The following is a 24,706-nucleotide window of genomic DNA, read 5'->3' as shown; positions in this document are numbered from 1 at the left end:
CAACTGAGCGGCGGACGTCGCACCCCGCCTCGTCGGAGGGCCCCGACGGCCGCACTACTCTGGCTCTGGTGACTGTCTCGACCCGCACCGCCCACCGCTCCGCGACCGGCCGCCGCGCCCTGGGCACCGCCACCGCCGGCCTCGTCCTCGCCGCCGGCCTGGTCGCGTGCTCCTCCGACGACGCGCAGGCCGACGACGGCCCCTGCGCCGCCACTGCGGCCAGCAAGACCGACGGGGCTCGATCGATCGCGCTGCCCGCCGCGGAGGTCACCGTGCTCTCACCCGGCACCGGGGAACTGCAGCCGCTGGCCGTCGCACCGACCACCGAATCGCCGCAGGCGGTGACCCTCGAGACCTCCTCGCTGGAGGCGAGCGTGGCCCCGACGTCGCGCACCGACACGACCAATCAGGTGCAGAAGACCGAGCAGCAGCTGGTGACTCCGATCACCGCCCGCACGGTCTGCGACGACCCCACCAGCCTCGAGTTCCGGATCGGCACGCCCACCAGCAAGGACGACAACCTCGACGGCCTGCTCGGCGCGCTCGACGGCTCGACCGGCGGACTCTCGTACGCTCCGGGCATGGTGCCGACGCGCCTGCGTCTGAAGCCGAACGACGCCTCCGAATCGCCCGCCCGGAGCGCCCTGGAGCAGTCGATCGTCGGCGCCCTGGACTACGCCGTCCCGCTGCCGACCACGCCTGTCGGCCGCGGCGCGCAGTGGCGGTCGGTGCGCACGGTCTCCGCGGCGGCGACCGTCACCCAGACGATGACCGTCACCCTGGCCTCGCGCGACGGCGACGTGGTGAAGCTCGACCTCGCCGTGGACGAGGCCCCGGTCGACTCGGTCTTCTCGATCCCGGGTTCCGACAGCAAGCTGCACATCGCGAAGTTCTCGATGAGCGGGTCCGGCTCGGTGACCGTCGACCTGCGTCGGCTGCTCCCGGTGGACGGCGCGCTCGTCATGAAGGGCGGCCGCGAACTGCTCGGCGACGATCCGAACCGGCCCATCCTGCAGCAGAACGAATTCACCCTCGCCTGGCGGAAGTCGGAGTGACTTCGGCCCGGCGAGGGTGAACGGGATCCGTCCGGATCAGATCAGCCTGCGGCCTTCTTGCTCGAGACCGCGCTCTTGGCCTTGCTCTGGGCTGCGGCGCAGAGCGGCGACTGGACGTCGGTCTGGCTCAGCAGCGGGCAGACGGTCTCCTTCGACAGCTTCCACCGGCCGTTGTCGAAGACGATCGACGCGTCGATCTTGGTCGGCGGGTTGTTCGGGAGCTTCACCTCGACCTTGACCTTGGCCTTGTTGGGGCCGGCCTTCAGGATCGGCTTCTTGATCTGGTAGGTGACGTCGGGGTTGTCCTTCTTCGCCTTCACCAGCTGGTTGAACAGGTTCGGGTCGATCTGGGAACCCTCGACGAGGTCGGTCTTCTCCGACGCCTTGATGCTCGGGTCGAGTGCCTTCTGCAGCATGTCGTTCAGTGCGGCGACGCCGGGAACCTTGTTCGGGTTCGTCATCTCGGCCTCGGTGCCGGTCGCAGCGCTGGTCGTGGCAGCTTCAGTGGTGGTGGTAGCGCTCGGCACCGGCGGCACGTCGGAGTTGTCACTGCCGCACGCCGCGGTCGCAGCGATGGCGCCGGCCAGCACGGCACCGGTCACGATTTTGCGAATGTTCACCGGAATAAGTCCTCACATTGGTCTGTTTCGAGCGGGCCCTACGGGCCCGAACCCAAACCACTATGCCAAAGTCGCTGCGATCCGCACACTTGCTCACCGGCCGCAAGGGGATCTCTCAGGTTGATCTCATCTGTCTCGTCCGCCCCACGCGACCTGCGGGCCAGGCTCCGGTCCCGCATCTCGAGTGGTCCGCATCGAATGCCTGAGCTGCCACGAGCCCTTCGGGACGAGCATGATGACTGGAGCCTCCACACGTCAGGTCGTGATGATCACCACCGGCGGCACCGCCGCCTCGCAGACCACCGCAGACGGGACCGTCCCCGTCCTGCACGCCGCCGATCTCGTTCCCGAGACCACCGCCGATGTCAGCGTGAGGCCGATCGAACTGATGGTCAAGGACTCGTCCGCGATGACCGTCCGCGACCAGTTCTCCATCGTCGCCGCCATCGGCGAGGCGCTCGACGATCCCGCGGTGACAGGCGTCGTGGTGACGCACGGCACCGACACCCTGGAGGAGACCGCGTATCTCGCCGACGTCTTCGCCACCGATCCCCGCCCGGTGATCTTCACCGGTGCCCAGTTCGCCGCCGACCATCCGCTGGCCGACGGGCCGGCCAACATCGCCGCGGCCGTCGCCCTCGCCGCCGATCCGGATACACGTGGACGCGGCGTGCTCGTGGCGCTCGGCGGCCGGGTGCTGGGCGCCCGCGGCGTGTTCAAGACGTCCACCACGGACGTCGCCGCATTCGACACCGTGCACCCGAACCTGCCCCGACCACTGGTCTCCGACGTGCTCCCCGACGGTCACCCGGCTCGCGTCGATCTGCTCGCCCTGTACCCCGGCGTGTCGCCGGGAACCATCGCGTCCGCAGTGGCGCAGCGCGCCGCCGGGATCGTGTTATCGGCGACGGGCTCCGGCAACACCCATCCGGACATCACCGCGGAGGTGAATCTCGCGGTACAGCGGAACGTCGTGGTCGTCGTGTCGACGCGCGTCCCGTACGGCGAGGTGGAGCCGACGTACGGCGGCGGTGGGGGCGGCGTCGATCTGGTCCGAGCGGGCGCGATCTTCTCGCCGTGGCTGCGTGCCCCGCAGGCCCGGACCGCACTGATCGCGCTGCTGTCCGCAGGAGCCGACGCGAAGGCCGTCGCCGCGTTCTTCGCCGCCTCATCGCCCGCCTGAACCCGTTCCGCGCACGGGGTCAGGTCTCGTCGTCCGACAGTTCCCAGCCGAGACTGTCCAGCGGGTCGGCGCGTGTCAGGGCCGGCTCGGGCAGCCGGAACGTGTACGCCCTGCCGGGCCCGGTCGCACGCGTCTCGAACCGGACCGTGACGAATCCGTGGCCGCCGCCCTGAACCCAACCGTGACCGTGATCGGGATGGTGGACGTCGGTCCCCGTCGGCCAGTCCGCCGGGTCTGATTCACGCGCATGCTCCTCCGGGGCAACCGGGTCCGCAGCCTGCGGCTGGGCGTCGCCGGTGTTCGGCTCGTCTCCGAGCCCCGGGAAGAGCGACTCCTGCTGCGCGTCGGACAGACCCGAGTATCCGACTCCGACCAACCGGATCGGCCCGACCTCGAGAGGATCGAGCGTCACCCGATGCGCGGCCGCGGTCAGTACGTCGAGATCGGTGGTCGCACCGGGCAGGGTGATGGACCGCGTCAGGATCGACATGTCCGACCGTCGGAGCTTCACGACGACGGTCCGCGCGCCGCGACCGTCAGCTGCCAGCCTGCGGTGAGCTCCGGCTGCGGCACCGGCTACCGCGATCCGCAGCGCCGGCGCGTCGACGATGTCGACCGGGAACGTCGACTCCGCGCTGATCTGCTTCGCCTCGGCTCGCTCCATGACCGGACGGTCGTCGACGCCTTGCGCGAGCCGATGCAGCGCCGGGCCGTTCGTCGCGCCGAGGACGGAGACGACCTCCGCGTCCGACAGCGCCGCGAGGTGACCGATCGTCTCCACACCCAGCCGCGCCAGCCGGTCTCCGGTCACCGGCCCGATTCCCCACAGCTTCCGAACCGGCAGCTCCTGCAGGAACTCCAGCTCCGACGACGGCGAGATCACGCGCACCCCATCGGGTTTCGCCATGCCTGACGCGATCTTCGCGATCTGCTTGCCCGATCCGAACCCGACCGACGCCGGCAGTCCGGTCTGCTCCCGGATCGACGCTCGCAGGCGCTCGGCGAAAGCGAGGGCCTCGGCGACGGTGGCGCCGGCGAGTTCGGCGGGCTCACCGAACGCCTCGTCGAACGACAGGGTCTCGATGATCGGCACGAACGATCGGACCACATCGAACACCCGACCGCTGACGACGCGATACACCGACCCGCGCGGTGGGACCACGACGGCCGCGCCGCCGACGAGCCGCCGCGCTTGATGCATGGGCATCGCCGAGTGGGCACCGAAGACCCGCGACTCGTAACTCGCACCGGCGACCACCCCTCGCCCGCCTGCCCCACCGACCAGTACCGGGCGTCCGGCGAGCGTGGGCCGGGTCAGCTGTTCCACGGACGCGAAGAACGCGTCCATGTCGATGTGCAGCACCCACCGCGTACTGCGCTCGGACTCGGGCTCAGTCACGGCGCCTACGGCACAGTGCCAGCACTCGCGCATCGCGCGTCGTGAACCGATCGACCTCCTCGCCCGCGTCACACCGCAGCAGTGCGATCGTCGCCGAATCCGGTCGCAGGGAGACGATCTCCCACTGCGCTCCGTTGTCCTCCCAGCGCTGGAGCCGTTCGAGATCGTCGCCGCTCATGCACCGATTCTATCGCCGCCATCGGACACTGCCGTCAGCCGCTCAGGCACCTCGCAGGTCGGGCGTAACCTCGACAGACGTGTCCTACCTTCGATATGCAGCACTCGGCGACTCCTTCACCGAAGGGGTCGGCGACCCCGACCCCGATCTCCCCAACGGTGTCCGCGGCTGGGCGGACCGCGTCGCCGACGAGCTCGCTCGGCTCGACCCGCAGAGCCGCTACGCGAACCTCGCCATCCGAGGCCGCAAGCTCGGTCCGGTGATCGACGAGCAGGTGGGCCCGGCCCTCGCCCTCGATCCGGACCTGATCACCATCTACGCCGGCGGCAACGACATCCTGCGGCCCAAGGTCGACATCGACGCGCTGATGTCCGACTACGACGACGCGGTCGCCAGACTGTCGGCCTCCGGGGCGCGCATCGTCCTGTTCACCGCCCACGACCCCGGCGGCTGGCCCCTCTTCAACGCCCTCCGCGGGCGCTTCGCCATCTACAACGAAGGCGTCCGCGAGATCGCCGACCGGCACGGCGCGACGATCGTGGACTTCTGGCGGATCGAGGACTACCGAGACGTCCGTCTGTGGGACTTCGACCGTCTCCACATGTCGTCGGCGGGCCACCAGCGCATGGCGATCGCCGTCCTCGACGCGCTCGGCGTCGACCATTCGCTGCGGCCTCTCGAACTGGCACCTCTGCCGGAACTGTCCGCGGCGCAGCAGCGCGCCGAGAACTGGCGGTGGCTCACCGAGTTCGCCGGTCCCTGGATCGGTCGACGCCTGCGCGGCACCTCCAGCGGCGACGCCCTCTCGCCGAAGTACCCGACGCTCCGCTAGACATCGGCAGTGTTCGGTGTGACCACGAGATGGTCACACCGAACACTGCCGATTCGAACTCCTAGACCTTCGCGACGTCCGCGGTGACGCCGTCACCGAGCTCGATCGCCGCGGCGTCGCCGGTGGTGACGTCGAAGGCGGTCGCGAGGACCTCGCCCGAGATGAGCCCGGCGTGCTGCGTGGCGACCTCGACCTTGTCGGCCGGCACCACCAACCGCACCGAGATGCGGTCGGAGATGTCCAGTCCCAGGCTGCGGCGCGCGTCCTGCAGTTCGCGCACTCGGTCCTTGGCCCAGCCCTCGGCCTCGAGCTCCGGGGTGACGGCGGTGTCGAGCACGACCAGTCCCCCGCCGCCGGGCATCTCCGCCGTCGAGTCGGGGGCGACGGCGACCAGCTTGCGGCTGAACTCCTCGCCCTTCAGCTCGATGCCATCGGCGACGACGGTCTGCTCACCGGTCTCGGCATCGGAACCGAACTCCCAGTTCCCGGACTTGACGGCCTTGATCGCGCGTTGGACGTCCTTGCCGATGCGCGGACCCGCAGCGCGCGCGTTGACCGCCACCTCCACCCGGCCGACGGCGTCCACGTCGGTCGAGAGGACGACCTCCTTGACGTTCATCTCCTCGGCGATGAGTCCGGTGTACGGCGCCATCTGCTCGGCGGTCGGCGACGCGACGGTCAGTGCCGGCAGCGGCAGGCGCACGCGCAGCTTGTTCGCCTTGCGCACGCTCGAAGCCACCGAACACACGGCCTGGACCTGATCCATCGCGGCCACCAGGTCCGCGTCCGACGGCAGTTCCTCGGCCGTCGGCCAGTCGGTCAGGTGCACCGACCGCTCTCCGGTGAGCCCGCGCCACATCGCCTCGGTCGCCAGCGGAAGCAGCGGGGCGGCCAGCCGGCCGGCCACCTCGAGCACCGTGTACAGCGTGTCGAAGGCGTCGGCGTCCTCGTCCTGTCCCGCCCAGAACCGCGCCCGCGACCGCCGCACATACCAGTTGGTCAGCGACTCGCAGAACTCGCGGAAGCTCTCGCAGGCACCCGCGATGTCGTAGACGTCGAGCGCCTCGGTCATCTCGTCGCGCGTCTGGGCGAGCTTGGCCAGGATGTACCGATCCAGGACGTTCTCGGAATCGGTGCGCCACGTCGCCTGACGATCCGCGTAGAGCTGCAGGAAGCTGTACGCATTCCACATCGGCAGCAGCGCCTGACGGACGCCCTCGCGGATGCCGCGCTCGGTGACCACCAGGTTGCCGCCGCGCAGGATGGGACTCGCCATCAGGAACCAGCGCATGGCGTCGGAGCCGTCGCGGTCGAAGACCTCGTTGACGTCCGGGTAGTTCCGCTTGGACTTGCTCATCTTCTGGCCGTCGTCGCCCAGCACGATGCCGTGCGCGGCGACCGTCTTGAACGCGGGACGGTCGAAGAGCGCGGTGGCCAGGACGTGCAGGTTGTAGAACCAGCCGCGAGTCTGCCCGTTGTACTCCACGATGAAGTCGCCCGGGTTGTGCGGCAGCACGCCGGACGCCGGGTCTCCGTCGAACCACTCGGTGTTCTCGAACGGGTAGTGGACCTGCGCATAGGGCATGGACCCGGACTCGAACCAGCAGTCGAGCACTTCCGGCACCCGCCGCATGGTCGACCGCCCGGTCGGATCGTCCGGGTTCGGACGGGTCAGCTCGTCGATGTGCGGACGGTGCAGATTGTCCGGGCGCACGCCGAAGTCGCGCTCCATCTCGTCGAGGCTGCCGTACACGTCGACGCGCGGATGCGCCGGATCGTCGGAGATCCAGACCGGGATCGGGGCTCCCCAGTAGCGATTCCGGCTGATGTTCCAGTCCTTGGCGCCGGCGAGCCACTTGCCGAACTGACCGTCGCGGATGTGCGACGGCGACCAGGTGATCTCCTGGTTCAGCTCGAGCATCCGGTCCTTGATCTCGGTTACGGCGACGAACCACGACGGCACCGCCATGTAGATCAGCGGCTGGCCCGACCGCCACGAGTGCGGGTAGGAGTGCTCGATGGTCTCGTGCCGCAGGATCCGGCCCTGCTGACTCGACCCGCTCACCGCGCTCCGCGCATCGGCGGCCTTGAGATCCTTGATGATGTTCGGATTGGCGTCGAAGACCATCTGGCCCTCGTACGGCGGCACCAGGTCGGTGAAGCGGCCGCCCGGATCGAGCGGCTGCACGACCTCGATCCCGTTCGCGGTCGAGACGTCCATGTCCTCTTCACCGAACGCCGGCGCCAGGTGGACCACACCGGTGCCGCTGTCGGTGGTCACGTAGTCCGCCAACAGGATCACGTGCGCATTCGCGTGCCCGACGAAGAAGTCGAACGGCGGCCGGTAGCTCAGGCCCGCGAGTTCCCTGCCGAGGTAGGTGCCGAGGGTCTCGGGCTCCCCCAGCTCCTTCTTGTACGCACCGACGAGCGCGCTCGCCATCAGATACTCGCCGCCGTCCTCGGTCCGCACATGGGAGTACTCGGTCTCCGGGTGCACGGCGATCGCGAGGTTCGACGGCAGCGTCCACGGCGTCGTGGTCCAGATCAGCGCGTTGACGCCGTCGAGCGCGGCGAGCGGCGACTCGGCATCGACCACCAGCGGCATCGTGACCGTGAGCGCCGGATCCTGGCGCATCCGGTACGCGTCGTCGAGCTTGGACTCCTGATTGCTCAGCGGCGTCTGCTCGTACCAGGAGTACGGCAGCACGCGGTAGCCCTGGTAGACCAGGCCTTTGTCGTGCAGGCTCTTGAACGCCCACATCACCGACTCCATGAAGTCGAGATCGAGCGTCTTGTAGTCGTTGTCGAAGTCGACCCAGCGGGCCTGACGGGTCACGTAGTCACGCCACTCACCGGTGTAGCGCAGCACCGAGTCGCGGCAGTACTCGTTGAACTTGTCGACGCCCATCTTCTCGATCTCCGACTTGTCGGTGATCCCGAGCTGGCGTTCGGCCTCGAGTTCGGCGGGCAGGCCGTGGGTGTCCCAACCGAAGCGACGGTCGACCTTCTTGCCGCGCATGGTCTGGTAGCGCGGCACGACGTCCTTGACGTAACCGGTCAGCAGGTGACCGTAGTGCGGGAGTCCGTTCGCGAACGGCGGGCCGTCGTAGAAGACGAACTCCGGTGCGCCCTCACGGTTGGCGATCGACGCCTTGAACGTGTCGTCGTCGTCCCAGTACTTCAGGACGGTCTCCTCGACCCGGGGGAACGACGGCGCGCCCGGCCCGGTGCCGTCCGTCAGATCGACGATCGGATAGGCGTGTCCGGGGGTGGTGTGGACGGATTCTGGGGTCTGATCGCTCACGCGCTGCTCCTCGTGCCTGGTGCTCGCCGACCGTGGTCGGCTCTTCTCGGCACGGGGACGCATCGCCGGCGGGCTCAGTGCCCGGCGGTCGTAGCGCGGTACCACCCCGCTTGCGCACTCTCGACGAATGCGCCTCTCATCGGTGCGGCTGTTTCGGGCCGCGCCCGCCCGGTTCTACTGAGACCGTCGTCGGTCCGTTCTTCCGGGAGCTCACCGGTGATGGCCGGATCATCGCTGCGAACTACCAGTGTACTGCACTGACTCGTCGACCCCTCAGTCGGTCGAGTCGCCCTTCGGCTTGCCGCCGTCGGTCGACTCCGACGGATCCTCCCACACGAACTGCATCGCGGGCAGGTCCGGATCGGACGACCGCACGACGATGTCATCGGTCGGGTCACCGGCGAGTCGACGACGCCCGACATAGGGGTCCGCCGGTTGCTGCGGGTCCCGGTCTTCGGCGTAACCGGCCGGTTCACCGGAGGTCGGTGGCGTCTGCGGCGGAACCGGGGAGGCCGCTGGGAACGATCCGGTGGCCCGCAGGTAGTCGTTGACGTCGCCGTTGGGGACGCCCTCGGGCTCGGGCGTGCCGGCCAGAGACGAGAGTTCGCCGTTGCCGGGATCGGTGGGCTGGTCGACGAGCGGCTCCTGCGGCGTCGAGACGATGGAGCCCAGGCCCTCGGCTTCCGGCTCGTGCCACTCGTCGTCGTGTGCGGTTTCGGCGGCCACGGTTTCGGCGGAATCCGCGTCCTCGTCGAGCGGCTCCTCGCGGGCCGCGGACTCGCGGCCGCGAATGGTGAAGAGCGGTTCGTCCTCGGCGCCGGTCCCACCCCGGCGGTTCGCCCGGAGGGTGTCGACGATCAGCAGGATCAGGCCGATCACGCAGACCACCACGCAGGCGATCGCGAGCGGAAGATTACTGGTCACGAGTGCGACCACCAGAAGGCCGAAACCGACGAGGGTGGCGGCCAGCGCGAGGCTCAGCATGTCACCCTCGTCGGTTCGGAGAAGATGCGCGTGTACACGTCGATGTCAGACCCGGGTCAGCTGCTCTGTTGCGGGTACCCGCCCTCGGGTGCGTAGCCGGCCGCCTGGCCGCTCTCGACCGGAGCCGCGCTGCCGCGCTGCTGCAGTTCCTCGAGCTGGGACTCGAGGTAGGTCTTGAGTCGGGTGCGGTACTCGCGCTCGAAGGTCTTGAGCTGCTCGATACGACCCTCCAGCACCGTGCGCTGCTGGTTGATCGTCGTCATGATCTCGGTGTGCTTCTGCTCGGCGTCACGCTGCAGGAAGTCGGCACGCTCCTGCGCCTGACGGACCTGCGTCTCGGCGCGCGTCTGCGCGTCGGCCAGCAGCGCCTCGCTGCGCTGACGGGCGTCGGCGAGCGTCGCATCGGCATTGGACTGCGCGTCCGCGACCATCGCGTCCGAGCGCTGGCGCGCCTCCGACATGAGGCCCTCGGCCTCGCTCCGCGCACTGCCGGTGACCCGGTCCGCGGTGTCCTGAGCCAACGCCAGAACGCGGGCGGCTCGCATGCTCGCCTCCTCGTCCTGCGCGACGGGGGCTGCCGGAGCCGGCTCCGGCGCCGGAGCGGGCGCCTGCTCGGCGACCGCGGTGAACGCCTGGGTACGACCTTCCGGGGCGCCGGCGCGGGCCTCGTCCAGTTCGGTCTCGAGTTCGCCGACGCGCTGCTTCAAGTCGGTGTTCTCATCGATCAGACGTGCGAGTTCAGCCTCGACGAAGTCGAGGAACTGATCCACCTCGTCCTCGTTGTAACCGCGCTTACCGATCGGCGGTTTGCTGAACGCGACGTTATGCACATCAGCTGGTGTGAGCCGCATTTCTGCCTCTCCCCTTGGTCAATTCTGCGTGTTGTTTCCGTACACGTCATCTTCTGGCGCAATCAGCCGGAACGTCGGTCCGCGCAAGCGAACACGACCCGTTCCGAACTTGATCGCATTTCTATTAATACCAGTACCACTACGTAACTAGCGTGTCATCTCGTCACACGAGGACCAAGCCGTGTTGTCTGGCCGCGTCCCGTTCGCAATCGAATCTAGGCCGAATACCAGATACGCCGTCGCCTGCGAAAATGACACGCGCTAGAGGCAGAATTGTCGATTTTCACTTCGTCACCTGCAACTATTCGGTAGATCACATCTATGTGATTCAGGTGGCGCTGATCGCGAACCCCAGAACGACCCGCATCAAGATCGACAACACGATCAACACGATCATCAGTGACAAATCCAGCCGCACCGGCCCCAGTGGCAACGGCGGAATGAGCCTTCTGAGCAGTTTCACCGGCGGGTCGGTCAGCGTGAAGACCAACTCGATGACCACGACGGCCGCGCCCGACGGCCGCCAGCGGCGCGCGAACGACTGCACCATCTCCACCACGAAGCGGCCCAGCAGCAGCAGGACGTAACAGAACAGCACGAAGTACAGGATCCACAGGAATGTGCTCACCCCTCAAGGGTGCCTGATTCCCCCGGAACGCGCCGCGCCGCCCCGGTGGAGACCGGGACGGCGCGAGGTTCGGAGCACGGGCGACGGGCGCCCGCAGGCGATCACGACTGGTTGTAGAAGCCGCTCTCGGCGATGCGCTTGCGCTCCTCGGGGCTGACGTCCACACCGTGCGGCGAGAGCAGGAACACCTTGGTCGCGACCTTGTCGAACGACCCGCGCAGCGCGAACACCAGGCCGGCGGCGAAGTCGACGAGCCGCTTGGCCTCGTCGGTGCTCATGTCTGCGAGATCCATGATCACCGGACTTCCGTCGCGGAACCGCTCGCCGATGGTCCGGGCCTCCGAGTAGTCGGACGGCCGCAGCGTCGAGATCTTGTTCATGGCGCTCTCCGACAGCGGATCGTTGTCGACCTGCGGGTCCAGCGCGACGGCGTTGGCCCCCCGGACGGTGACGTTGGACGAACGGTTCAGCGGCTCGAGCCTCCGAACCGATTCGACGTCCGGGGAGCGACGACTGCCGACGTACGAGCGGTCGGAGTCCATTCGAGGCGCGAAACCGCGATCGTCCATCGATCGTGCGAAATCGGCCTCGCGGTACGCCGACTCGCGATAGCGGGGCTCCGCCTCCCCGTAGGGCTCGCGGTACTCGGGCTCGCGGTACACCGGCTCACGGTCCCGGTAGTCACGATCGCGGTCGCGGTCACGGAAGCCCTCGTCGCCGTAGAACCCGTCGTCGCGGGTGGCACTGCTGCGGTACTTGTCCATGTAGGCACGTTCGCGCGCCGACATGGCCTGTTGCTCGTCGGGGTCGGCAAGGTAGTCGTCCTCGAACTCACTCGGAGGCACCATGCCGAAATATGCCTTGAACTTCTGCATCGTCGTCATTGCGAGCCTTCCTGAGAGTGAAGTCATGGGCGGATAGTGCTACACCTGATCGCTAGTGGTTCTGTTGTGACCAGTGTGACTAAAGCGAGAGTATCGGCCGCGCGCCCATAATTGCGGTTCCGACACGCACACACGTCGATCCGTGCGCGATCGCCGATTCGAGGTCACCGGACATCCCCGCCGACAGCTCCCGCGCATCCGGATACCGATCGAGGAAGTGCGATCGAATCTCCGCCAGACGCGACATCGCCTCGCCTGGGTCCATGCCCAGCGGTGCGATGAGCATCAGTCCGTCGAGCCGGAGGGCATCGGGGCTCGCCAGCACCCGGTCCGCGGCCTGGGCCAGCCCGCTGACGGGCAGACCGCCGCGATCGGGATCTCCGTCCAGGCTGACCTGCAGCATCATCCCCAGCGGACCCGTGCGGTCCCCCGAGTCCTGCGCGCGCGACGAGGCGCCGTCGAAGGCCTCGATCAGGGCGAGTGAGTCGACCGAGTGCACGCGCCGCGCCCAGCGGGCGATGCCGCCCGCCTTCTTCCGCTGGACGCTGCCGATCATGTCCGCAGCGAACTCGACGTCCGACGCCGCGCGCACCGCAGCCATCTTCCGGCCGGCCTCCGGCTCCCGCGACTCGCCGAACTCCCGCTCACCGAGGTCGAGCAGACGCAGCACGTCATCCGCCGGGAAGAACTTGGTGACCACCAGCAGCGTCACCTCGCCCGGGTCGCGGTCGGCCGACTCGGCCGCCGCGTCGATACGCCGACGGGTCGCCGCGAGTGCGGCGGCCAGCTCGGCGGTGCGGGCGTCGGGCGCCTGCGTCACTTCCGCGCTCCGGCGGAGTCCATCCAGATGACCGACGCCAGACGACCGGTCGGTGCACCCCGGCGATGGCTGAACAGTGTCGTGTCACCGATCGTGCAGCGGGGGTCGACAGCGACGGCAGACACCCCGGCGGCGAGGAGCTGCCGCCGAATGCCTTCGCGGAGATCGAGGCCGGGCGTCCCCTTCGACGTGCGACACGCACTCCCCGGCAGATGCCTCTCCACGTCCGCCTGCATCGCGGCCGGAACCTCATAGCGTTCGCCGCTCGCCGCTGGTCCCAGAAAGGCGCCGATCCGCTCCGGACTGGCGCCGAGGCCGATCATCGCCTTGAGGGCCTCGGGAACGATGCCGATCCGGGCACCGACCCGACCGGCGTGGACCGCCGCGATCACGCCGGCCTCGTCGTCACTCAGCAGCACCGGCACACAGTCCGCGGTCAGCACTGCGAGAACGAGGTCACGCTGATCGGTGACGAGACCGTCGGTCGCCGGGACCGGCTCGGTCACCGGCCCGTCGACAACGGTGACATTGCGCGTGTGGAGCTGCTCCATCCACACCACCCGCTCCGGCGCCACCCCGAGATCGCGGGCGAGCCGCTCGCGGTTGGCCGCCACCGCGGCCGGGTCGTCACCGACGTGGTCGCCGAGGTTGAACGAATCGTAGGGAGCCCCGGAGACGCCACCGGCGCGCGTGGTGACCGCGCGCCGGACGGCGAAGGGACGCTCCGCCTGCTCAGACTCCATCACTTCATGAAGTCGGGGACGTCGACGTCGTCATCGTCGAGACGTACCGAATTGCGACGCGGCGTCGGCTCCCCGAACGGGTTGCCCGAGCGCTCGCGCCGGTCGCCGAACAGGGGGTCGCCCGCAGCCGGCTTGGACGTCTCCCCGGCCGACACCTGCGCGATGCCCGCGTTGCTCGCAGGCGCCGCCGCTGCCGCGGCCTGCCGCTTGGACGGCGAGCCGCCGTCGAAGCCCGCGGCGATGACCGTGACGCGCACCTCGTCGCCGAGGTTGTCGTCGATCACCGTGCCGAAGATGATGTTCGCGTCCTCGTGAGCGGCCTCCTGCACCTGCGAGGCCGCGTCGTTGATCTCGAACAGGCCGAGGTCGCTGCCGCCGGCGATCGAGATCAGCACGCCGCGCGCGCCCTCCATCGACGCCTCGAGCAGGGGCGAGTTGATCGCCGACTCGGCGGCCTTGCGTGCGCGGTCCTCGCCGCGCGAGGCACCGATGCCCATCAATGCGCTGCCCGCATCGCTCATCACGCCCTTGACGTCGGCGAAGTCGACGTTGATCAGTCCGGGCGTGGTGATCAGGTCCGTGATGCCCTGAACACCGTTGAGGAGCACCTCATCGGCACTGCGGAAGGCGTCCATCAGGCTGACCTGAGCATCGCCGAGGTGCAGCAGGCGGTCGTTCGGGATCACGATGAGGGTGTCACAGGATTCGCGCAGCGCCGTGATGCCCTGCTCGGCCTGGTTGCCGCGACGCTTGCCCTCGAACGAGAAGGGGCGGGTCACGACGCCGACAGTCAGGGCGCCGAGCTTGCGTGCGATGGACGCGACCACCGGCGCACCGCCGGTGCCGGTGCCACCGCCCTCGCCGGCCGTCACGAAGACCATGTCGGCACCCTTGAGGAGCTCTTCGATCTCGTCCTTCGCGTCCTCCGCCGCCATTCGGCCGACGTCGGGGTTGGCGCCCGCGCCGAGCCCGCGTGTCGACTCGCGGCCGATGTCCAGCTTCACATCGGCGTCGGAGATCAGCAGCGCCTGAGCGTCGGTGTTGATCGCGATGAACTCAACGCCTTTCAGGCCCTGCTCGATCATCCGGTTGACAGCGTTGACGCCACCGCCGCCGATGCCGACGACTTTGATGACAGCCAGGTAGTTATGCGGTGGCGTCATGATGCCTTCCTACTTCGAAACAGAACCCTAAAGCTCAACCAGAGGGTTATAGTTATGTCAAGTACGGGTGTTGAAAAAGACGGTATTGATCACAACCCCGCGGTGCCAGGAGGCGCGCGGCGTGTCGCGAAATCAGTGCCGCGAATCGTGGACGCAGAAGTCGCCGGAGCCCGCGCGGTCAGCTGACGGACGTGTACTCGGGGCTCGATACGTTGTACCGATTCCCGTCCACCATCAGCAGGTTACGCAACGCCTCGGCCTTATCCGCACTCCGCCCGGAATCGCCCCAGACCGCCTTCTTTCCGCTGCGCAGCGTCAGGGTGATGTCCGACGGCGACTCGGCGGCGACCGCGGTGACGCGCGGCCGCAGCCAGTCGGGCAGGTCCTGCACCACCGTCAGAGCGGCCTTCGTCGTCGGGTTGTTCGCGCCCGGGTCCGCCATCTCCAGCGCAGGCAGCCCCTGAAGTGATTTGGGAACACTCTTGCTCGAGTCGAACGTGAGGTACACCATGCCGAGCCGGTCCATGATCCCGACCTTGCCGTCGCGCGCCACAGTCACCACCGGAGTGCGCTCGGTGACCGAGATCGACAGAGTCGACGGATAACCGCGGCTGACGTTCACCGACTCGACCTGGGGAAGTTGCGACACCCGGTCGGCGACAGCGGCGGTATCGACCTGCAGGAGCGGCGACCCCTCCGGCGCCTGCGCGGCTCGCAGCACCTCGCCGGTGTCGACCGACGTCGTGCCGGTGACGTCCACCGTGCGAACCGACATCAGGGGCGTGAAGTATGCGATGGCCGCGAGTCCGCCGATCACGACGACGAGCGCGACGGCCGCGCCGATCCCCTGCCACCGACGCGACGTCCCGCGACCCCGCTTGGACGTCCCGCGACCCTGCTTGTCCGACCGGCTCATTCTTCGCCGGACCGGTCCAGGGCCTCGAGGATGGCCGGAGCCTGCATGGTGATGTCGCCCGCGCCGATCGTCAGCACGAGGTCGCCGCGACGCGCCCGCTCGGCGACCGCATCGGCGATCCGGGACGCGTCCGGAACGAACGCAGCGGGCCCGGCCACCGCGTCGGAGATCAGCCGGCCGGTGACCCCCGGCTGCGGCTGTTCGCGGGCGCCGTAGACGTCGGCGACGATCACATCGTCGGCGAGGCTCAGCGCCTCGCCGAACTGGGGCGCGAACTCCGCGGTCCGCGAGTACAGGTGCGGCTGGAAGACGGCGATGACGCGGCCCGAACCCGCAGCCACGACCTCCCGGGCGGCGGTCAGCACCGCCCGCACCTCCGTCGGGTGGTGCGCGTAGTCGTCGTAGACGTCGACGTCGCGCGCGCGGCCACGCAACTCGAACCGACGGTGCACGCCGCCGAAGCTCTCGATGCCCGCCGCGACGGCGTCGACGTCCTGTCCGGTACGGGTGCACGCGATCAGCGCGCCGAGGGCGTTGAGCGCCATGTGCCGCCCGGGCAGGGTCACCGCCAGTTCGCGGGTCTGCGCCTTCTCGACCAGCGGTGACGACAGCCGGACGGTCGCGACGCTGCCCGCGCCGTGCGGGACGACGGCGGCCAGTTCCGCGACCACCGGAACACCGTCGACGGGCGTGTGACCGGTGCTCCCGTAACCGAGAACGGTGACTCCCCGGCGGGCGCAGTCCGCCTGGCAGCGGGCGGCGAGCGCCGCGGCGCCGGGGTCGTCGAGGCAGAGCACGAGTGTGCCGCCGGAGCGGATCAGCGCGACGAAGTCGTCGAAGACCTGGACGTACGCGGCCTCACTGCCGAAGAAGTCGAGGTGATCGGCCTCGATGTTCGTCACCACCACGATGTCCGGCGTGTACTGCAGCAGGGATCCGTCGCTCTCGTCGGCCTCGGCGACGAAGACGTCACCGCTGCCGTGGTGGGCGTTGGTCCCCGACTCGTTGAGCTCGCCGCCGACGGCGAACGACGGGTCAACGCCGCAGTGCTGAAGCGCGACCACCGACATCGAAGTGGTCGATGTCTTGCCGTGCGTTCCCGAGATCAACACGGTGCGATCGCCCTGCATCAGCAGCGCCAGGACCTCGGGCCGGTACACCACCGGGATGCCCCGCCGACGCGCCTCCACCAGCTCCGGATTGTCGTCCGGCACGGCGGCACGGGTGGTCACGACCACGGTCGGACCACCGTCGAGCACGTCGAGGGCCTCCGGTGAGTGACCGATCCGGACCTGCGCACCGCGGGTCCGCAGAGCGAGGACGCCTCGTGAGTCCTTGGCGTCGGACCCCGACACCTGGCCGCCGCGGGCGAGCAGGATGCGGGCGAGCCCCGACATCCCGGCGCCGCCGATGCCGACCATGTGCACGCGCTGAAGGAGCGGCGGCAGCGTGTTCTCGATCGCCGGTGTGCTCATCGTCGTCCGTCCCGCGTCGACGACGCGCCGCGCCGGTCCGCTGCCAGTTCCAGTGCTGCCGTCGCGACCGCGACCGCGGCGTCCCGATGTCCGAGGCCCGAGGCCGCCGCACTCATCTGCCGCAGCCGGTCCGCGTCGTTCAGCAGTGCGGGGATCTCGCGCGACACCCACTCGGGGGTGACGGTCCCGTCGTCGACGATGATCGCTCCCCCGGCCTGCTCGGCGGGCAGTGCGTTGAGCCGCTGTTCTCCGTTGCCGTGCGGCAACGGCACGTAGACCGCGGGCAGCCCGGTCGCCGAGATCTCGGCGACCGTCATCGCGCCCGAGCGGCACATCACCAGGTCGGCCGCGGCATAGGCCAGGTCCATTCGATTCAGGTAGCTGACGCCGACGTAGGCCGGTGCGCCCGGCGGCGACTGCGGATCGATGGTGTTCTTGGGTCCGTACGCGTGGAGAACACCGATGCCCGCGGTGCCGAGCGCGGACGCTGCGGGCGCCACCGCCTCGTTGAGTCGCTGGGCGCCTTGGGAACCGCCGAACACCAGCAGCGTCGGCGCGTCCTGGTCCAGGCCGAAGAAGGTCCGGGCCTCGGCGCGCATCGCTGCGCGGTCGAGGTGCGTGATGGCTCCGCGCACCGGAATACCGACCACGGCGGCATCCGCGAGCCCGCAGTCGGGCACCGCGGCGAGCACCCGGTCGGCGAGCCTGGCACCGACCTTGTTCGCGACACCCGCGCTCGCATTCGCCTCGTGCAGGACCACCGGAATCCGCTTGCCGCCGCGGACGTGACTCCGCGCGGCCAGGTAGGCGGGCAGTGCGACGTAGCCGCCGAAGCCGATCACCACGTCGGCCCGGACGTCGGCGAGGACCTTGCGTGTCGCCGACACCGAGCGTGTCAGTCGCCACGGCGTCTTGGCCAGCTCCATGCCGGGTTTCCGAGGGAGCGGCACCGGCGGAATCAGCCGGAGGTCGTAGCCGCGCTCCGGGACGATCTTGGTCTCCAGTCCGCGACTGGTCCCCAGCGCGGTGACGCGCGCGGTCGGATCCAGGTCGCGCACGGCGTCGGCGACCGCCAACGCGGGCTCGATGTGGCCGGCGGTGCCGCCACCCGCGACCACCACCGAAAGCCCGGACCCGTTCTCTTGCGACCGACTTCGCACGCTCACCGGCGACCGTTCTCCCATTCGCCTCGGCCGGCCCGACGCGGACGTTCATGCGGGGCCGGCGCTCTCGATTCCTGCCACGACCGGTTCGGCCGAGCACCCCTTGCAGGATAGTGGATCTCTCCCGAGCTCGACTCGCCCGACCATCGGCCGCGACGCGGCCGGTCGGCCGCCGGTGTCCGCGGACGCGTGGCCCAGCTGCGCGGCGCTTCGCGTCGACCGCCCGCGGACGGCCCGCGCACCGGTGCCGGCCGCCTGCCCGACGTCGCCGACGACGCTCGCCTTCGGTCCGGCTGTCTCGCGGAGCGGTAGGCCTCGGGCCGCGGCAGTCGCAGGAGTCGCGACAGCCCCTTCGGCGCCGGCCCGGCCAGGGCGGCGACCGCGTCCGGTTCGTGACGCGCGGCATTGGCCAACAGCCCGAGCATGGCGAGCATCGTCAGCGCCGAAGTGCCGCCGTAGGACAGGATCGGCAGCTGAATGCCGGTGACCGGCAGAATCCCGACCACGTAGCCGATGTTGATGAACGCCTGCATCAGGAACAGCACCGTGATGGTGGCCGACATCAGGCGCAGGAACGGATCCACCGATCGGCGCGCGATACGCATGCCGACATAACCGAGCAGCAGGTACAGGCAGAGGACGATGATTCCACCGACCAGGCCGAGCTCCTCGCCGATGATCGCGAAGATGAAGTCGTTGTGCGCGTTCGGCAGGTAGTTCCATTTCGCGGTGCTCTGCCCCAGCCCCTTGCCGAACAGCCCGCCGTCGGCGAGCGCGAACTTCGCCTGATTCGGCTGGTAGTCGGCGCCCAGCGGATCTGCGTCACGGCCCAGGAAGCTGAAGATGCGCGCCGCGCGGTAGGACTCGGCGAACGCCAGCGCGACACCTGCGATCGCGAAGACCACGCCGAAAGCGGCGAAGAACCGCCCCGGCAGACCGCCGAACCACAGCAGCGTCGCCACGATCATGCCGAGAATCATCGTGGTGGACTGATTGGGCTCGATGATCACCAGGAACGCGACACCGAAGGCGACCGGGATCAGCGGGAAGATCAGATCCCGGGTGCTCGACGTCCTCGGGTCACGCGTCGAGAGCACGGCGGCTCCCCACATGCACAACGCCGCCTTGGCCAGCTCGGACGGCTGGAGGGTGAGGCCGCCGAACGACAGCCAGCGCCGCGCGCCGCCGCCCGCGACGCCGAGCCCCGGGATCATGACGAGGATGAGCAGGACCACTGAGATCAGCAGAATCGGCAACGACGCCTTCTGAATGGTCCGCACCGGCATCCGCACCGCGACGTAGAAGAGCACCAGACCCAGCGACACGAACATCACCTGCGTGGTGAACATTCCGTACGCGGACCCGTCCTTGGCGTAGCCCTCGACGGCTGATGCGGACAGGACCATCATCAGGCCGAGCGCCACCAGGATCACCGTGATCGAGACGATCAGATGGAACGACGTCAGCGGCCGCGCAAGCAGATTCCGGACGCCGTTGACGAGGAACGTCCCACCGGACTTCACGTCCGACGCCCGGATCACGCGGAGCCGGTGGAGCGGGTCCGCAGTCGGCGCAGCGGGCCGGCGGCGGTCCCGGCGTCCGGTACGGCCACGGCCCCGCCGAGCGGACCGGCGGGGATCGCGGTCGGTCGGCTCCGATTCCGCGGACTCGCCGGAAGCCGACTCGGACTCATCGAGAGCAGTCCCCCCTCCGGGCGCGGACTCTGTCTCGGCCGACGTGTCGTCGACGGTCTCGGCGACGTCGGGCTTCTCGTCGCCGGAGCTCATCGGCTCGAGGCGGCGTCGGCGAGGGCGGTCGCGGCGGCGGCGAACGAGTCGCCGCGCTGCGGGTACCCGGCGAACATGTCCAGCGACGCGGCCGCGGGCGCCAGCAGCACCGCGTCCGCACCCGACTCGTCCGCCCGCGCCAACTGCCAGGCGGCGTCGACCGCCTGACTCATCACCACGTCCGCCGATCCGGTCGCAGCGACGGCAAGTGCCTGTTCACCAGTCCGCTGAGTCATCACAGAGCCATCGTCCCTTGTGAATACTGTGACGGCTGGGACTTCTGGGGCGTGTCGCGCAATCGCGTCGAGAATGATCTGCCGATCCGTCCCGATCGCGACGACTCCGGCGAGCCGCGAGGCGGTGTCCCGGACGAGGTCGTCGACGGGCGCGCCCTTGAGCAGACCGCCGGCGATCAGCACGACACGGTCGTGCGCGACCACCGCGGCGTGCGCGGCATGCGGGTTGGTGGCCTTCGAATCGTCGATGAAGTCGACGCCGTCGATCCGCGCGACGACCTGCCCGCGGTGCGCGGCCGGCTCATAGTCGCGCAGACCTTGCGCGACGGCGTCCGGGCGCACGCCGATCGCGCGGGTGAGTGCGGCGGCGGCCAATGCGTCCGACAGGCCCGATGGCCCCGCCGGCCGGACGCCCGCGACCGCGATCAGCGGCACCGGCTGATCATCGAAAGCGCGATCGATCAGCATTCCGTCGACGATGCCGAGGTCACCGGCCGCCGGAGCGCCGAGCGTGAAGCCGATCCGGCGCGAGTCAGGGCCGACCGGAAGCGCAGCGGCCCCCGCATCGTCGTCACCGACCACCGCGACCGCGCCGAGCAGCGCCTGCGCCTTGGCCGCGGCGTAGGCGTCCAGTGAACCGTGCCAGTCGAGGTGGTCGTCCGCGACGTTCAGCACCACCCCGGCGTCGGGCCGGACCGACGGCGCCCAGTGCAGCTGGAACGACGACATCTCGACACACAGCACGTCCGCGCGAGGTTCCGCACGGAGTGCGTCCGCCACCGTGAGACCGATGTTTCCGCAGGCCAGTCCGGACAGACCTGCCGCGGTCACGATCGCCTCGGTCATGCCCGTCGTGGTCGTCTTCCCGTTGGTCCCGGTGATCACCAGCCACGACCGCGGCGCCCCGAAGAGCCCGGCTCGGTCGGCGTGCCAGGCGAGCTCCACGTCGCCCCACACCGGCACACCTGCGGAGGCAGCGGCCACCAGCAGCGGGGTGTCCGGCCGGAAGCCCGGCGACACGACCACCAGCTCCACGCCGACCGGGAGTCGAGCCGACCCGTCGGGTTCGGCGAAATCCCCCGGCGCATGGACCGGAATCCCCCGATTCCGGAAGTCTGCGCCGGCCGCCGGATCGGCGAACGTCTGATCCATCACCTCCGGGCGGGCGCCGAGGTCCAGCAGCAGCTCGACGACGGCGACACCCGTGGCACGACCGCCCGCGACGAGGACACGGGACCGATCCAGACTCAGCGTCATGTCAGCCGGCGTGCGAGATGAACTCGCCGTAGAAGAGCGTCAGGCCGAGCGCGCACGAGATCGCGGTCAACAACCAGAATCTGATGATGACCGTGGTCTCGGCCCACCCGCCGAGCTCGAAGTGGTGATGGAACGGCGCCATTCGGAACACCCGCTTGCCGGTGGTCCGGAACACCGCGATCTGCACCACGACCGAGACCATCTCGGCGACGAACAGGGCGCCGATGACGACCATGAGGAGTTCGGTGCGAGTGGTCAGCGACAGGCCCGCCACGAGTCCGCCGAGCGCGAGCGAACCGGTGTCACCCATGAAGATCTTGGCCGGTGCGGCGTTCCACCACAGGAAGCCCAGACACGCACCGCCCGCGGCGACCGCGACGATCGCGAGGTCGAGCGGGTCGCGGACGTCGTAGCAGGCGCTGGCGTTCTCCGCGTTGGCCGGAAGCGGCGCGCACGGATTGCGGAACTGCCAGAAGGTGATCAGCACGTAAGCGCCCATCACCATCGCCGCCGAGCCCGCGGCGAGTCCGTCGAGTCCGTCGGTGAAGTTCACCGCGTTCGACCATGCCGCGACCACCAGCCAGCAGAAGAGCACGAAGCCGACGGCGGTCAGCGAGATGACGTTGATGTCCCGCGTGTACGACAGGTACTCGCTCGCCGGCGTCTGGCCCTCGGCGTTCGGGAACTGGAGCAGCAGGACGCCGAAGATGATCGCGGCGACCATCTGACCCACCGACTTCGCGGTCTTGTTCAGTCCGAGGTTGCGAGACTTGTAGATCTTGATGAAGTCGTCGAGGAAGCCGACCGCGGCGAGGGCCGTCGCCAGGCCGAGCACCAGCAGTCCCGACGCCGTGGGGCCGCTGCCCTCGTCCAGCAGACCGAACAGGTGCGCGCCCAGGTAGCCGAGCCAGAGTGCTGCGACGATCGCGACACCGCCCATGGACGGCGTACCGCGCTTGGACTGGTGGCTCTGCGGACCCTCCACGCGGATCTCCTGGCCGAAGCCCTGCCGGGAGAAGACCTTGATCAGCACAGGCGTCAGCAGAATCGACACTGCCAGCGAGATCGCGCCCGCGATCAGTATCTGGGTCACTGCATGTCCTTACTCGTCGGTATCGGTGAACTTAAGAATCTAGCGTGCACAACGCGGTCGACGGGTCATCGGGTGACCACCTCCACGGCGAGGCCGGCCTCGTCACGCCAGTACGCGAGCAGGGCGTCGCCGAGCTCCCCGCCGGCGACGAGCACCAGGTCACCCGCACCGGGAGCGTCCGCGGGAACCGTGCGCAGATGTTCGACGGCCGCGGCCGGCGTCGCGGCCAGGACCGCCTCATCGCCCCACGAGCCCTCCATCACCGCGCCCTGGTGCAGCGCCCGCACCGCGCGCACCGTGTCGCCCACCGCGATCACCTTGTCCACGGCCAGCCGGACGATCTGCCTGCCGAGCCCGTCGTGGTCGATGCAGCGGGCGTTCTCGTCGCGCCCGTCGACGTCGGCGAACTCCCCGAAGATCACCCAGGTGCGATGCGCGGCGTCGCCGGTGCGATGCGCGCTGCCGACACCGGTGTCCGCGGCCAGCGCGACCAGATCCCGGACCGCTCGCCGTGCCTCGTCGACCCCCGCCGCCGGATCCGCGATCAGTACTCGCAGTGCGGTGGACGGAGCGGCCGCGCGGTCGGAGAGCAGTTCGCCGAGCACCTGCCGATCGTCGAATGGATGCTTCACGCCGTCGATCTCCTGTCCCTTCTCATGCCCCTTGCCCGCGATCAGCACGACGTCTCCGGGCCGAGCCCAGTCGACGGCCGCGGCGATGGCGTCACGGCGGTCGCCGATCTCGCGGATCTCCCCGCGCGCCGCATCGACCGAGCGCGCCCCGGCGAGCACTGCGGCGCGGATGTCCGCCGGCGGCTCCGACCGCGGGTTGTCGTCGGTGACGATCACCAGGTCGGCGCCGCGTGCCGCGGCGGCGCCCATCAGCGGCCGCTTCTCGGTGTCGCGGTCGCCGCCCGCTCCCAGCACGACGGCGAGCCGTCCCCGGGTCTGCGCGCCGAGCGTCGCGAGCACCGCCTCCACGGCGGCGGGCTTGTGCGCGTAGTCGACCACGGCGAGGAACTCCTGGCCACGCTCCACCTTCTCGAGACGGCCCGGCACGGCGACGTGCGCGAGCCCGGCCACTGCGGTGTCGACATCGGTGCCCGCGGCCACCGTCATCGCGACGGCGAGCAATGCGTTGGCGACGTTGTACGCGCCGGGCAGCGGGACGGTCATCTCCGTCTCGGCGCCGTCGGGGCCCGCGATCAGCACCGTCTGCGAACCGGCATCGGTCCGGACCGTCCGCACCACCGACCAGTCCGCGGGTCCGGTCGTCGAGACCGTGATCGGCGTCGCGGCGCCCTGCGCGGCCACGTCTGCGGCCCGCCTGCCCCATACGTCGTCGACGCACACCGCGGCCTGCCGGGCGCGCGTCGGCGAACCCGCCTCGAACAGCCGGGCCTTGGCCGCGAAGTACTCGTCCATCGTGCGGTGGTAGTCCAGGTGGTCCTGGGACAGGTTCGTGAAACCTCCGACGGCGAAGTGGCAGCCGTCGACCCGGCCGAGCGCGAGTGCGTGGCTGGAGACCTCCATGACGACGGTGTCGACGCCGCGCTCGGCCATCACCGCGAACATCCGCTGCAGATCGGGCGCCTCGGGCGTGGTCAGCGAACTGGGCACCACGGTGCCGTCGACCCGGATCTCGACCGTGCCGACGAGTCCGACCACACGGCCCGCGGCGCGCAGCGCGGCCTCGGCCAGATAGGCGGTCGTCGTCTTGCCGGACGTTCCGGTGATCCCGATGAGCGTGAGCCGCGACGACGGATCGCCGTAGATCCGCGCCGACACCGCGCCGAGGACCTCGCGCGGACGCGCGTGCACGAGCACCGTCACGTCGGCCGCCTCCGGATCCTCGCGGATCAGTGCCAGGCCCGCCGGGTCGGTGAGTACACCCGCCGCTCCCGCCGCCCGCGCCTGTGCTGCGTAGTTCGCACCGTGAGTGCGGTCGCCGGGCAGTGCCGCGAACAGATAGCCCGCGCCTGCGTCCTGGGCGCGGAGCGTGGCACCGGAGACGTCGCGGTCGTCGCCGTGCAGTTCCAGGCCGAACCCCGCGGCCAGGGCGCTCAAGGCGACCGGCCGGGTGTGCGCGGGACGGATCGGCCCGCTGTTCGTACTACCGGCTCGCGGCTCAACCAC

General features: G+C 69.5%; 21 protein-coding genes. 3 read left to right on the top strand and 18 right to left on the bottom strand.

The window, feature by feature from the left end; genetic code table 11:
* The first annotated feature begins 68 nt into the window (after nt 1-68).
* Nucleotides 69-1,055, top strand: coding sequence for a hypothetical protein (locus SCNU_RS06460; RefSeq protein ID WP_009678550.1), 987 nt, complete (start codon nt 69-71; stop codon nt 1,053-1,055).
* Nucleotides 1,056-1,096: 41 nt separating this feature from the next.
* Here SCNU_RS06460 and SCNU_RS06455 read toward each other — a convergent pair whose 3' ends face one another.
* Nucleotides 1,097-1,675, bottom strand: a complete 579-nt coding sequence (locus tag SCNU_RS06455) for a WKL family lipoprotein (RefSeq protein WP_009678549.1) — start codon at nt 1,673-1,675, stop codon at nt 1,097-1,099.
* Nucleotides 1,676-1,940: 265 nt separating this feature from the next.
* Here SCNU_RS06455 and SCNU_RS06450 point away from each other — a divergent pair, with 265 nt between their 5' ends.
* Nucleotides 1,941-2,858, top strand: a complete 918-nt coding sequence (locus tag SCNU_RS06450) for an asparaginase domain-containing protein (RefSeq protein ID WP_139025862.1) — start codon at nt 1,941-1,943, stop codon at nt 2,856-2,858.
* Between the two features lie 19 nt (nt 2,859-2,877).
* Here the strand turns inward: SCNU_RS06450 and SCNU_RS06445 are convergent, their stop codons facing one another.
* Both SCNU_RS06445 and SCNU_RS06440 read right to left on the bottom strand, forming a co-directional pair.
* Nucleotides 2,878-4,290, bottom strand: coding sequence for a DNA polymerase IV (locus SCNU_RS06445; protein WP_083812564.1), 1,413 nt, complete (start codon nt 4,288-4,290; stop codon nt 2,878-2,880).
* The gene (locus SCNU_RS06440; RefSeq protein ID WP_009678546.1) at nt 4,250-4,435 is read right to left on the bottom strand and encodes a hypothetical protein; all 186 of its coding nucleotides are present in this window, start codon (nt 4,433-4,435) and stop codon (nt 4,250-4,252) included. Before SCNU_RS06440 ends, SCNU_RS06445 begins: the two co-directional genes overlap by 41 nt.
* Before the next feature lie 79 nt (nt 4,436-4,514).
* Here SCNU_RS06440 and SCNU_RS06435 point away from each other — a divergent pair, with 79 nt between their 5' ends.
* A complete protein-coding gene (locus tag SCNU_RS06435; protein ID WP_009678545.1) occupies nt 4,515-5,267 on the top strand; it encodes an SGNH/GDSL hydrolase family protein in 753 nt (250 codons plus the stop codon).
* A gap of 61 nt (nt 5,268-5,328) precedes the next feature.
* Here the strand turns inward: SCNU_RS06435 and ileS are convergent, their stop codons facing one another.
* From ileS to SCNU_RS06360, 15 genes are all read right to left on the bottom strand, one after another.
* A complete protein-coding gene (ileS, locus tag SCNU_RS06430) occupies nt 5,329-8,571 on the bottom strand; it encodes an isoleucine--tRNA ligase (RefSeq protein ID WP_009678544.1) in 3,243 nt (1,080 codons plus the stop codon).
* A 273-nt stretch (nt 8,572-8,844) separates the two neighbouring features.
* Nucleotides 8,845-9,555, bottom strand: coding sequence for a hypothetical protein (locus SCNU_RS06425; protein WP_009678543.1), 711 nt, complete (start codon nt 9,553-9,555; stop codon nt 8,845-8,847).
* Nucleotides 9,556-9,611: 56 nt separating this feature from the next.
* Nucleotides 9,612-10,406 (bottom strand): DivIVA-like cell division protein Wag31, encoded by a 795-nt coding sequence (wag31, locus tag SCNU_RS06420; RefSeq protein ID WP_040517830.1) that lies wholly within the window; start codon nt 10,404-10,406, stop codon nt 9,612-9,614.
* A 328-nt stretch (nt 10,407-10,734) separates the two neighbouring features.
* On the bottom strand, nt 10,735-11,034 hold the full coding sequence (locus SCNU_RS06415; protein WP_009678541.1) for a YggT family protein: 300 nt from the start codon (nt 11,032-11,034) through the stop codon (nt 10,735-10,737).
* Nucleotides 11,035-11,135: 101 nt separating this feature from the next.
* On the bottom strand, nt 11,136-11,918 hold the full coding sequence (locus tag SCNU_RS06410) for a cell division protein SepF (RefSeq protein WP_009678540.1): 783 nt from the start codon (nt 11,916-11,918) through the stop codon (nt 11,136-11,138).
* Nucleotides 11,919-11,997: 79 nt separating this feature from the next.
* On the bottom strand, nt 11,998-12,738 hold the full coding sequence (locus SCNU_RS06405; RefSeq protein ID WP_009678539.1) for a YggS family pyridoxal phosphate-dependent enzyme: 741 nt from the start codon (nt 12,736-12,738) through the stop codon (nt 11,998-12,000).
* Nucleotides 12,735-13,481: a peptidoglycan editing factor PgeF gene (gene pgeF, locus SCNU_RS06400; RefSeq protein ID WP_009678538.1), complete on the bottom strand. Its 747-nt coding sequence runs from the start codon at nt 13,479-13,481 to the stop codon at nt 12,735-12,737. The genes SCNU_RS06405 and pgeF overlap by 4 nt, the downstream gene beginning before the upstream one ends.
* On the bottom strand, nt 13,481-14,644 hold the full coding sequence (gene ftsZ / locus SCNU_RS06395; RefSeq protein ID WP_009678537.1) for a cell division protein FtsZ: 1,164 nt from the start codon (nt 14,642-14,644) through the stop codon (nt 13,481-13,483). Before ftsZ ends, pgeF begins: the two co-directional genes overlap by 1 nt.
* A gap of 178 nt (nt 14,645-14,822) precedes the next feature.
* Nucleotides 14,823-15,560, bottom strand: a complete 738-nt coding sequence (locus SCNU_RS06390; protein ID WP_009678536.1) for a cell division protein FtsQ/DivIB — start codon at nt 15,558-15,560, stop codon at nt 14,823-14,825.
* The gene (murC, locus tag SCNU_RS06385) at nt 15,557-17,035 is read right to left on the bottom strand and encodes a UDP-N-acetylmuramate--L-alanine ligase (protein ID WP_009678535.1); all 1,479 of its coding nucleotides are present in this window, start codon (nt 17,033-17,035) and stop codon (nt 15,557-15,559) included. Before murC ends, SCNU_RS06390 begins: the two co-directional genes overlap by 4 nt.
* The gene (gene murG, locus SCNU_RS06380) at nt 17,032-18,219 is read right to left on the bottom strand and encodes an undecaprenyldiphospho-muramoylpentapeptide beta-N-acetylglucosaminyltransferase (protein WP_083812563.1); all 1,188 of its coding nucleotides are present in this window, start codon (nt 18,217-18,219) and stop codon (nt 17,032-17,034) included. The genes murC and murG overlap by 4 nt, the downstream gene beginning before the upstream one ends.
* Nucleotides 18,198-19,985 carry a putative lipid II flippase FtsW gene (gene ftsW / locus SCNU_RS06375; protein WP_009678533.1) on the bottom strand — a complete coding sequence of 596 codons (1,788 nt, stop codon included), beginning with the start codon at nt 19,983-19,985 and terminating at the stop codon, nt 18,198-18,200. The genes murG and ftsW overlap by 22 nt, the downstream gene beginning before the upstream one ends.
* Nucleotides 19,982-21,478 (bottom strand): UDP-N-acetylmuramoyl-L-alanine--D-glutamate ligase, encoded by a 1,497-nt coding sequence (murD, locus tag SCNU_RS06370; protein ID WP_009678532.1) that lies wholly within the window; start codon nt 21,476-21,478, stop codon nt 19,982-19,984. The genes ftsW and murD overlap by 4 nt, the downstream gene beginning before the upstream one ends.
* 1 nt (nt 21,479) lies before the next feature.
* Nucleotides 21,480-22,571, bottom strand: coding sequence for a phospho-N-acetylmuramoyl-pentapeptide-transferase (gene mraY / locus SCNU_RS06365; RefSeq protein WP_009678531.1), 1,092 nt, complete (start codon nt 22,569-22,571; stop codon nt 21,480-21,482).
* Between the two features lie 65 nt (nt 22,572-22,636).
* Nucleotides 22,637-24,706, bottom strand: a complete 2,070-nt coding sequence (locus SCNU_RS06360; protein WP_009678530.1) for a UDP-N-acetylmuramoyl-L-alanyl-D-glutamate--2,6-diaminopimelate ligase — start codon at nt 24,704-24,706, stop codon at nt 22,637-22,639.

It is taken from the genome of Gordonia neofelifaecis NRRL B-59395, assembly GCF_000192435.1.
In the GTDB taxonomy this organism is placed as follows: Bacteria; Actinomycetota; Actinomycetes; order Mycobacteriales; family Mycobacteriaceae; genus Gordonia; species Gordonia neofelifaecis.
This window is presented reverse-complemented; position numbering and strand designations above follow the sequence as displayed.

What these genes read in the sequence shown, in the direction of transcription:
- SCNU_RS06450 (WP_139025862.1), top strand. Translation starts at nt 1,941, where the DNA reads ATGATCACCACCGGCGGCACCGCCGCCTCGCAGACCACCGCAGACGGG.
- SCNU_RS06445 (WP_083812564.1), bottom strand. Translation starts at nt 4,290, where the DNA reads ATGCGCGAGTGCTGGCACTGTGCCGTAGGCGCCGTGACTGAGCCCGAG.
- SCNU_RS06440 (WP_009678546.1), bottom strand. Translation starts at nt 4,435, where the DNA reads ATGAGCGGCGACGATCTCGAACGGCTCCAGCGCTGGGAGGACAACGGA.
- SCNU_RS06425 (WP_009678543.1), bottom strand. Translation starts at nt 9,555, where the DNA reads ATGCTGAGCCTCGCGCTGGCCGCCACCCTCGTCGGTTTCGGCCTTCTG.
- wag31 (WP_040517830.1), bottom strand. Translation starts at nt 10,406, where the DNA reads ATGCGGCTCACACCAGCTGATGTGCATAACGTCGCGTTCAGCAAACCG.
- SCNU_RS06410 (WP_009678540.1), bottom strand. Translation starts at nt 11,918, where the DNA reads ATGACGACGATGCAGAAGTTCAAGGCATATTTCGGCATGGTGCCTCCG.
- pgeF (WP_009678538.1), bottom strand. Translation starts at nt 13,481, where the DNA reads ATGGAGTCTGAGCAGGCGGAGCGTCCCTTCGCCGTCCGGCGCGCGGTC.
- ftsZ (WP_009678537.1), bottom strand. Translation starts at nt 14,644, where the DNA reads ATGACGCCACCGCATAACTACCTGGCTGTCATCAAAGTCGTCGGCATC.
- SCNU_RS06390 (WP_009678536.1), bottom strand. Translation starts at nt 15,560, where the DNA reads ATGAGCCGGTCGGACAAGCAGGGTCGCGGGACGTCCAAGCGGGGTCGC.
- murC (WP_009678535.1), bottom strand. Translation starts at nt 17,035, where the DNA reads ATGAGCACACCGGCGATCGAGAACACGCTGCCGCCGCTCCTTCAGCGC.
- murG (WP_083812563.1), bottom strand. Translation starts at nt 18,219, where the DNA reads ATGGGAGAACGGTCGCCGGTGAGCGTGCGAAGTCGGTCGCAAGAGAAC.
- ftsW (WP_009678533.1), bottom strand. Translation starts at nt 19,985, where the DNA reads ATGAGCTCCGGCGACGAGAAGCCCGACGTCGCCGAGACCGTCGACGAC.
- murD (WP_009678532.1), bottom strand. Translation starts at nt 21,478, where the DNA reads ATGACGCTGAGTCTGGATCGGTCCCGTGTCCTCGTCGCGGGCGGTCGT.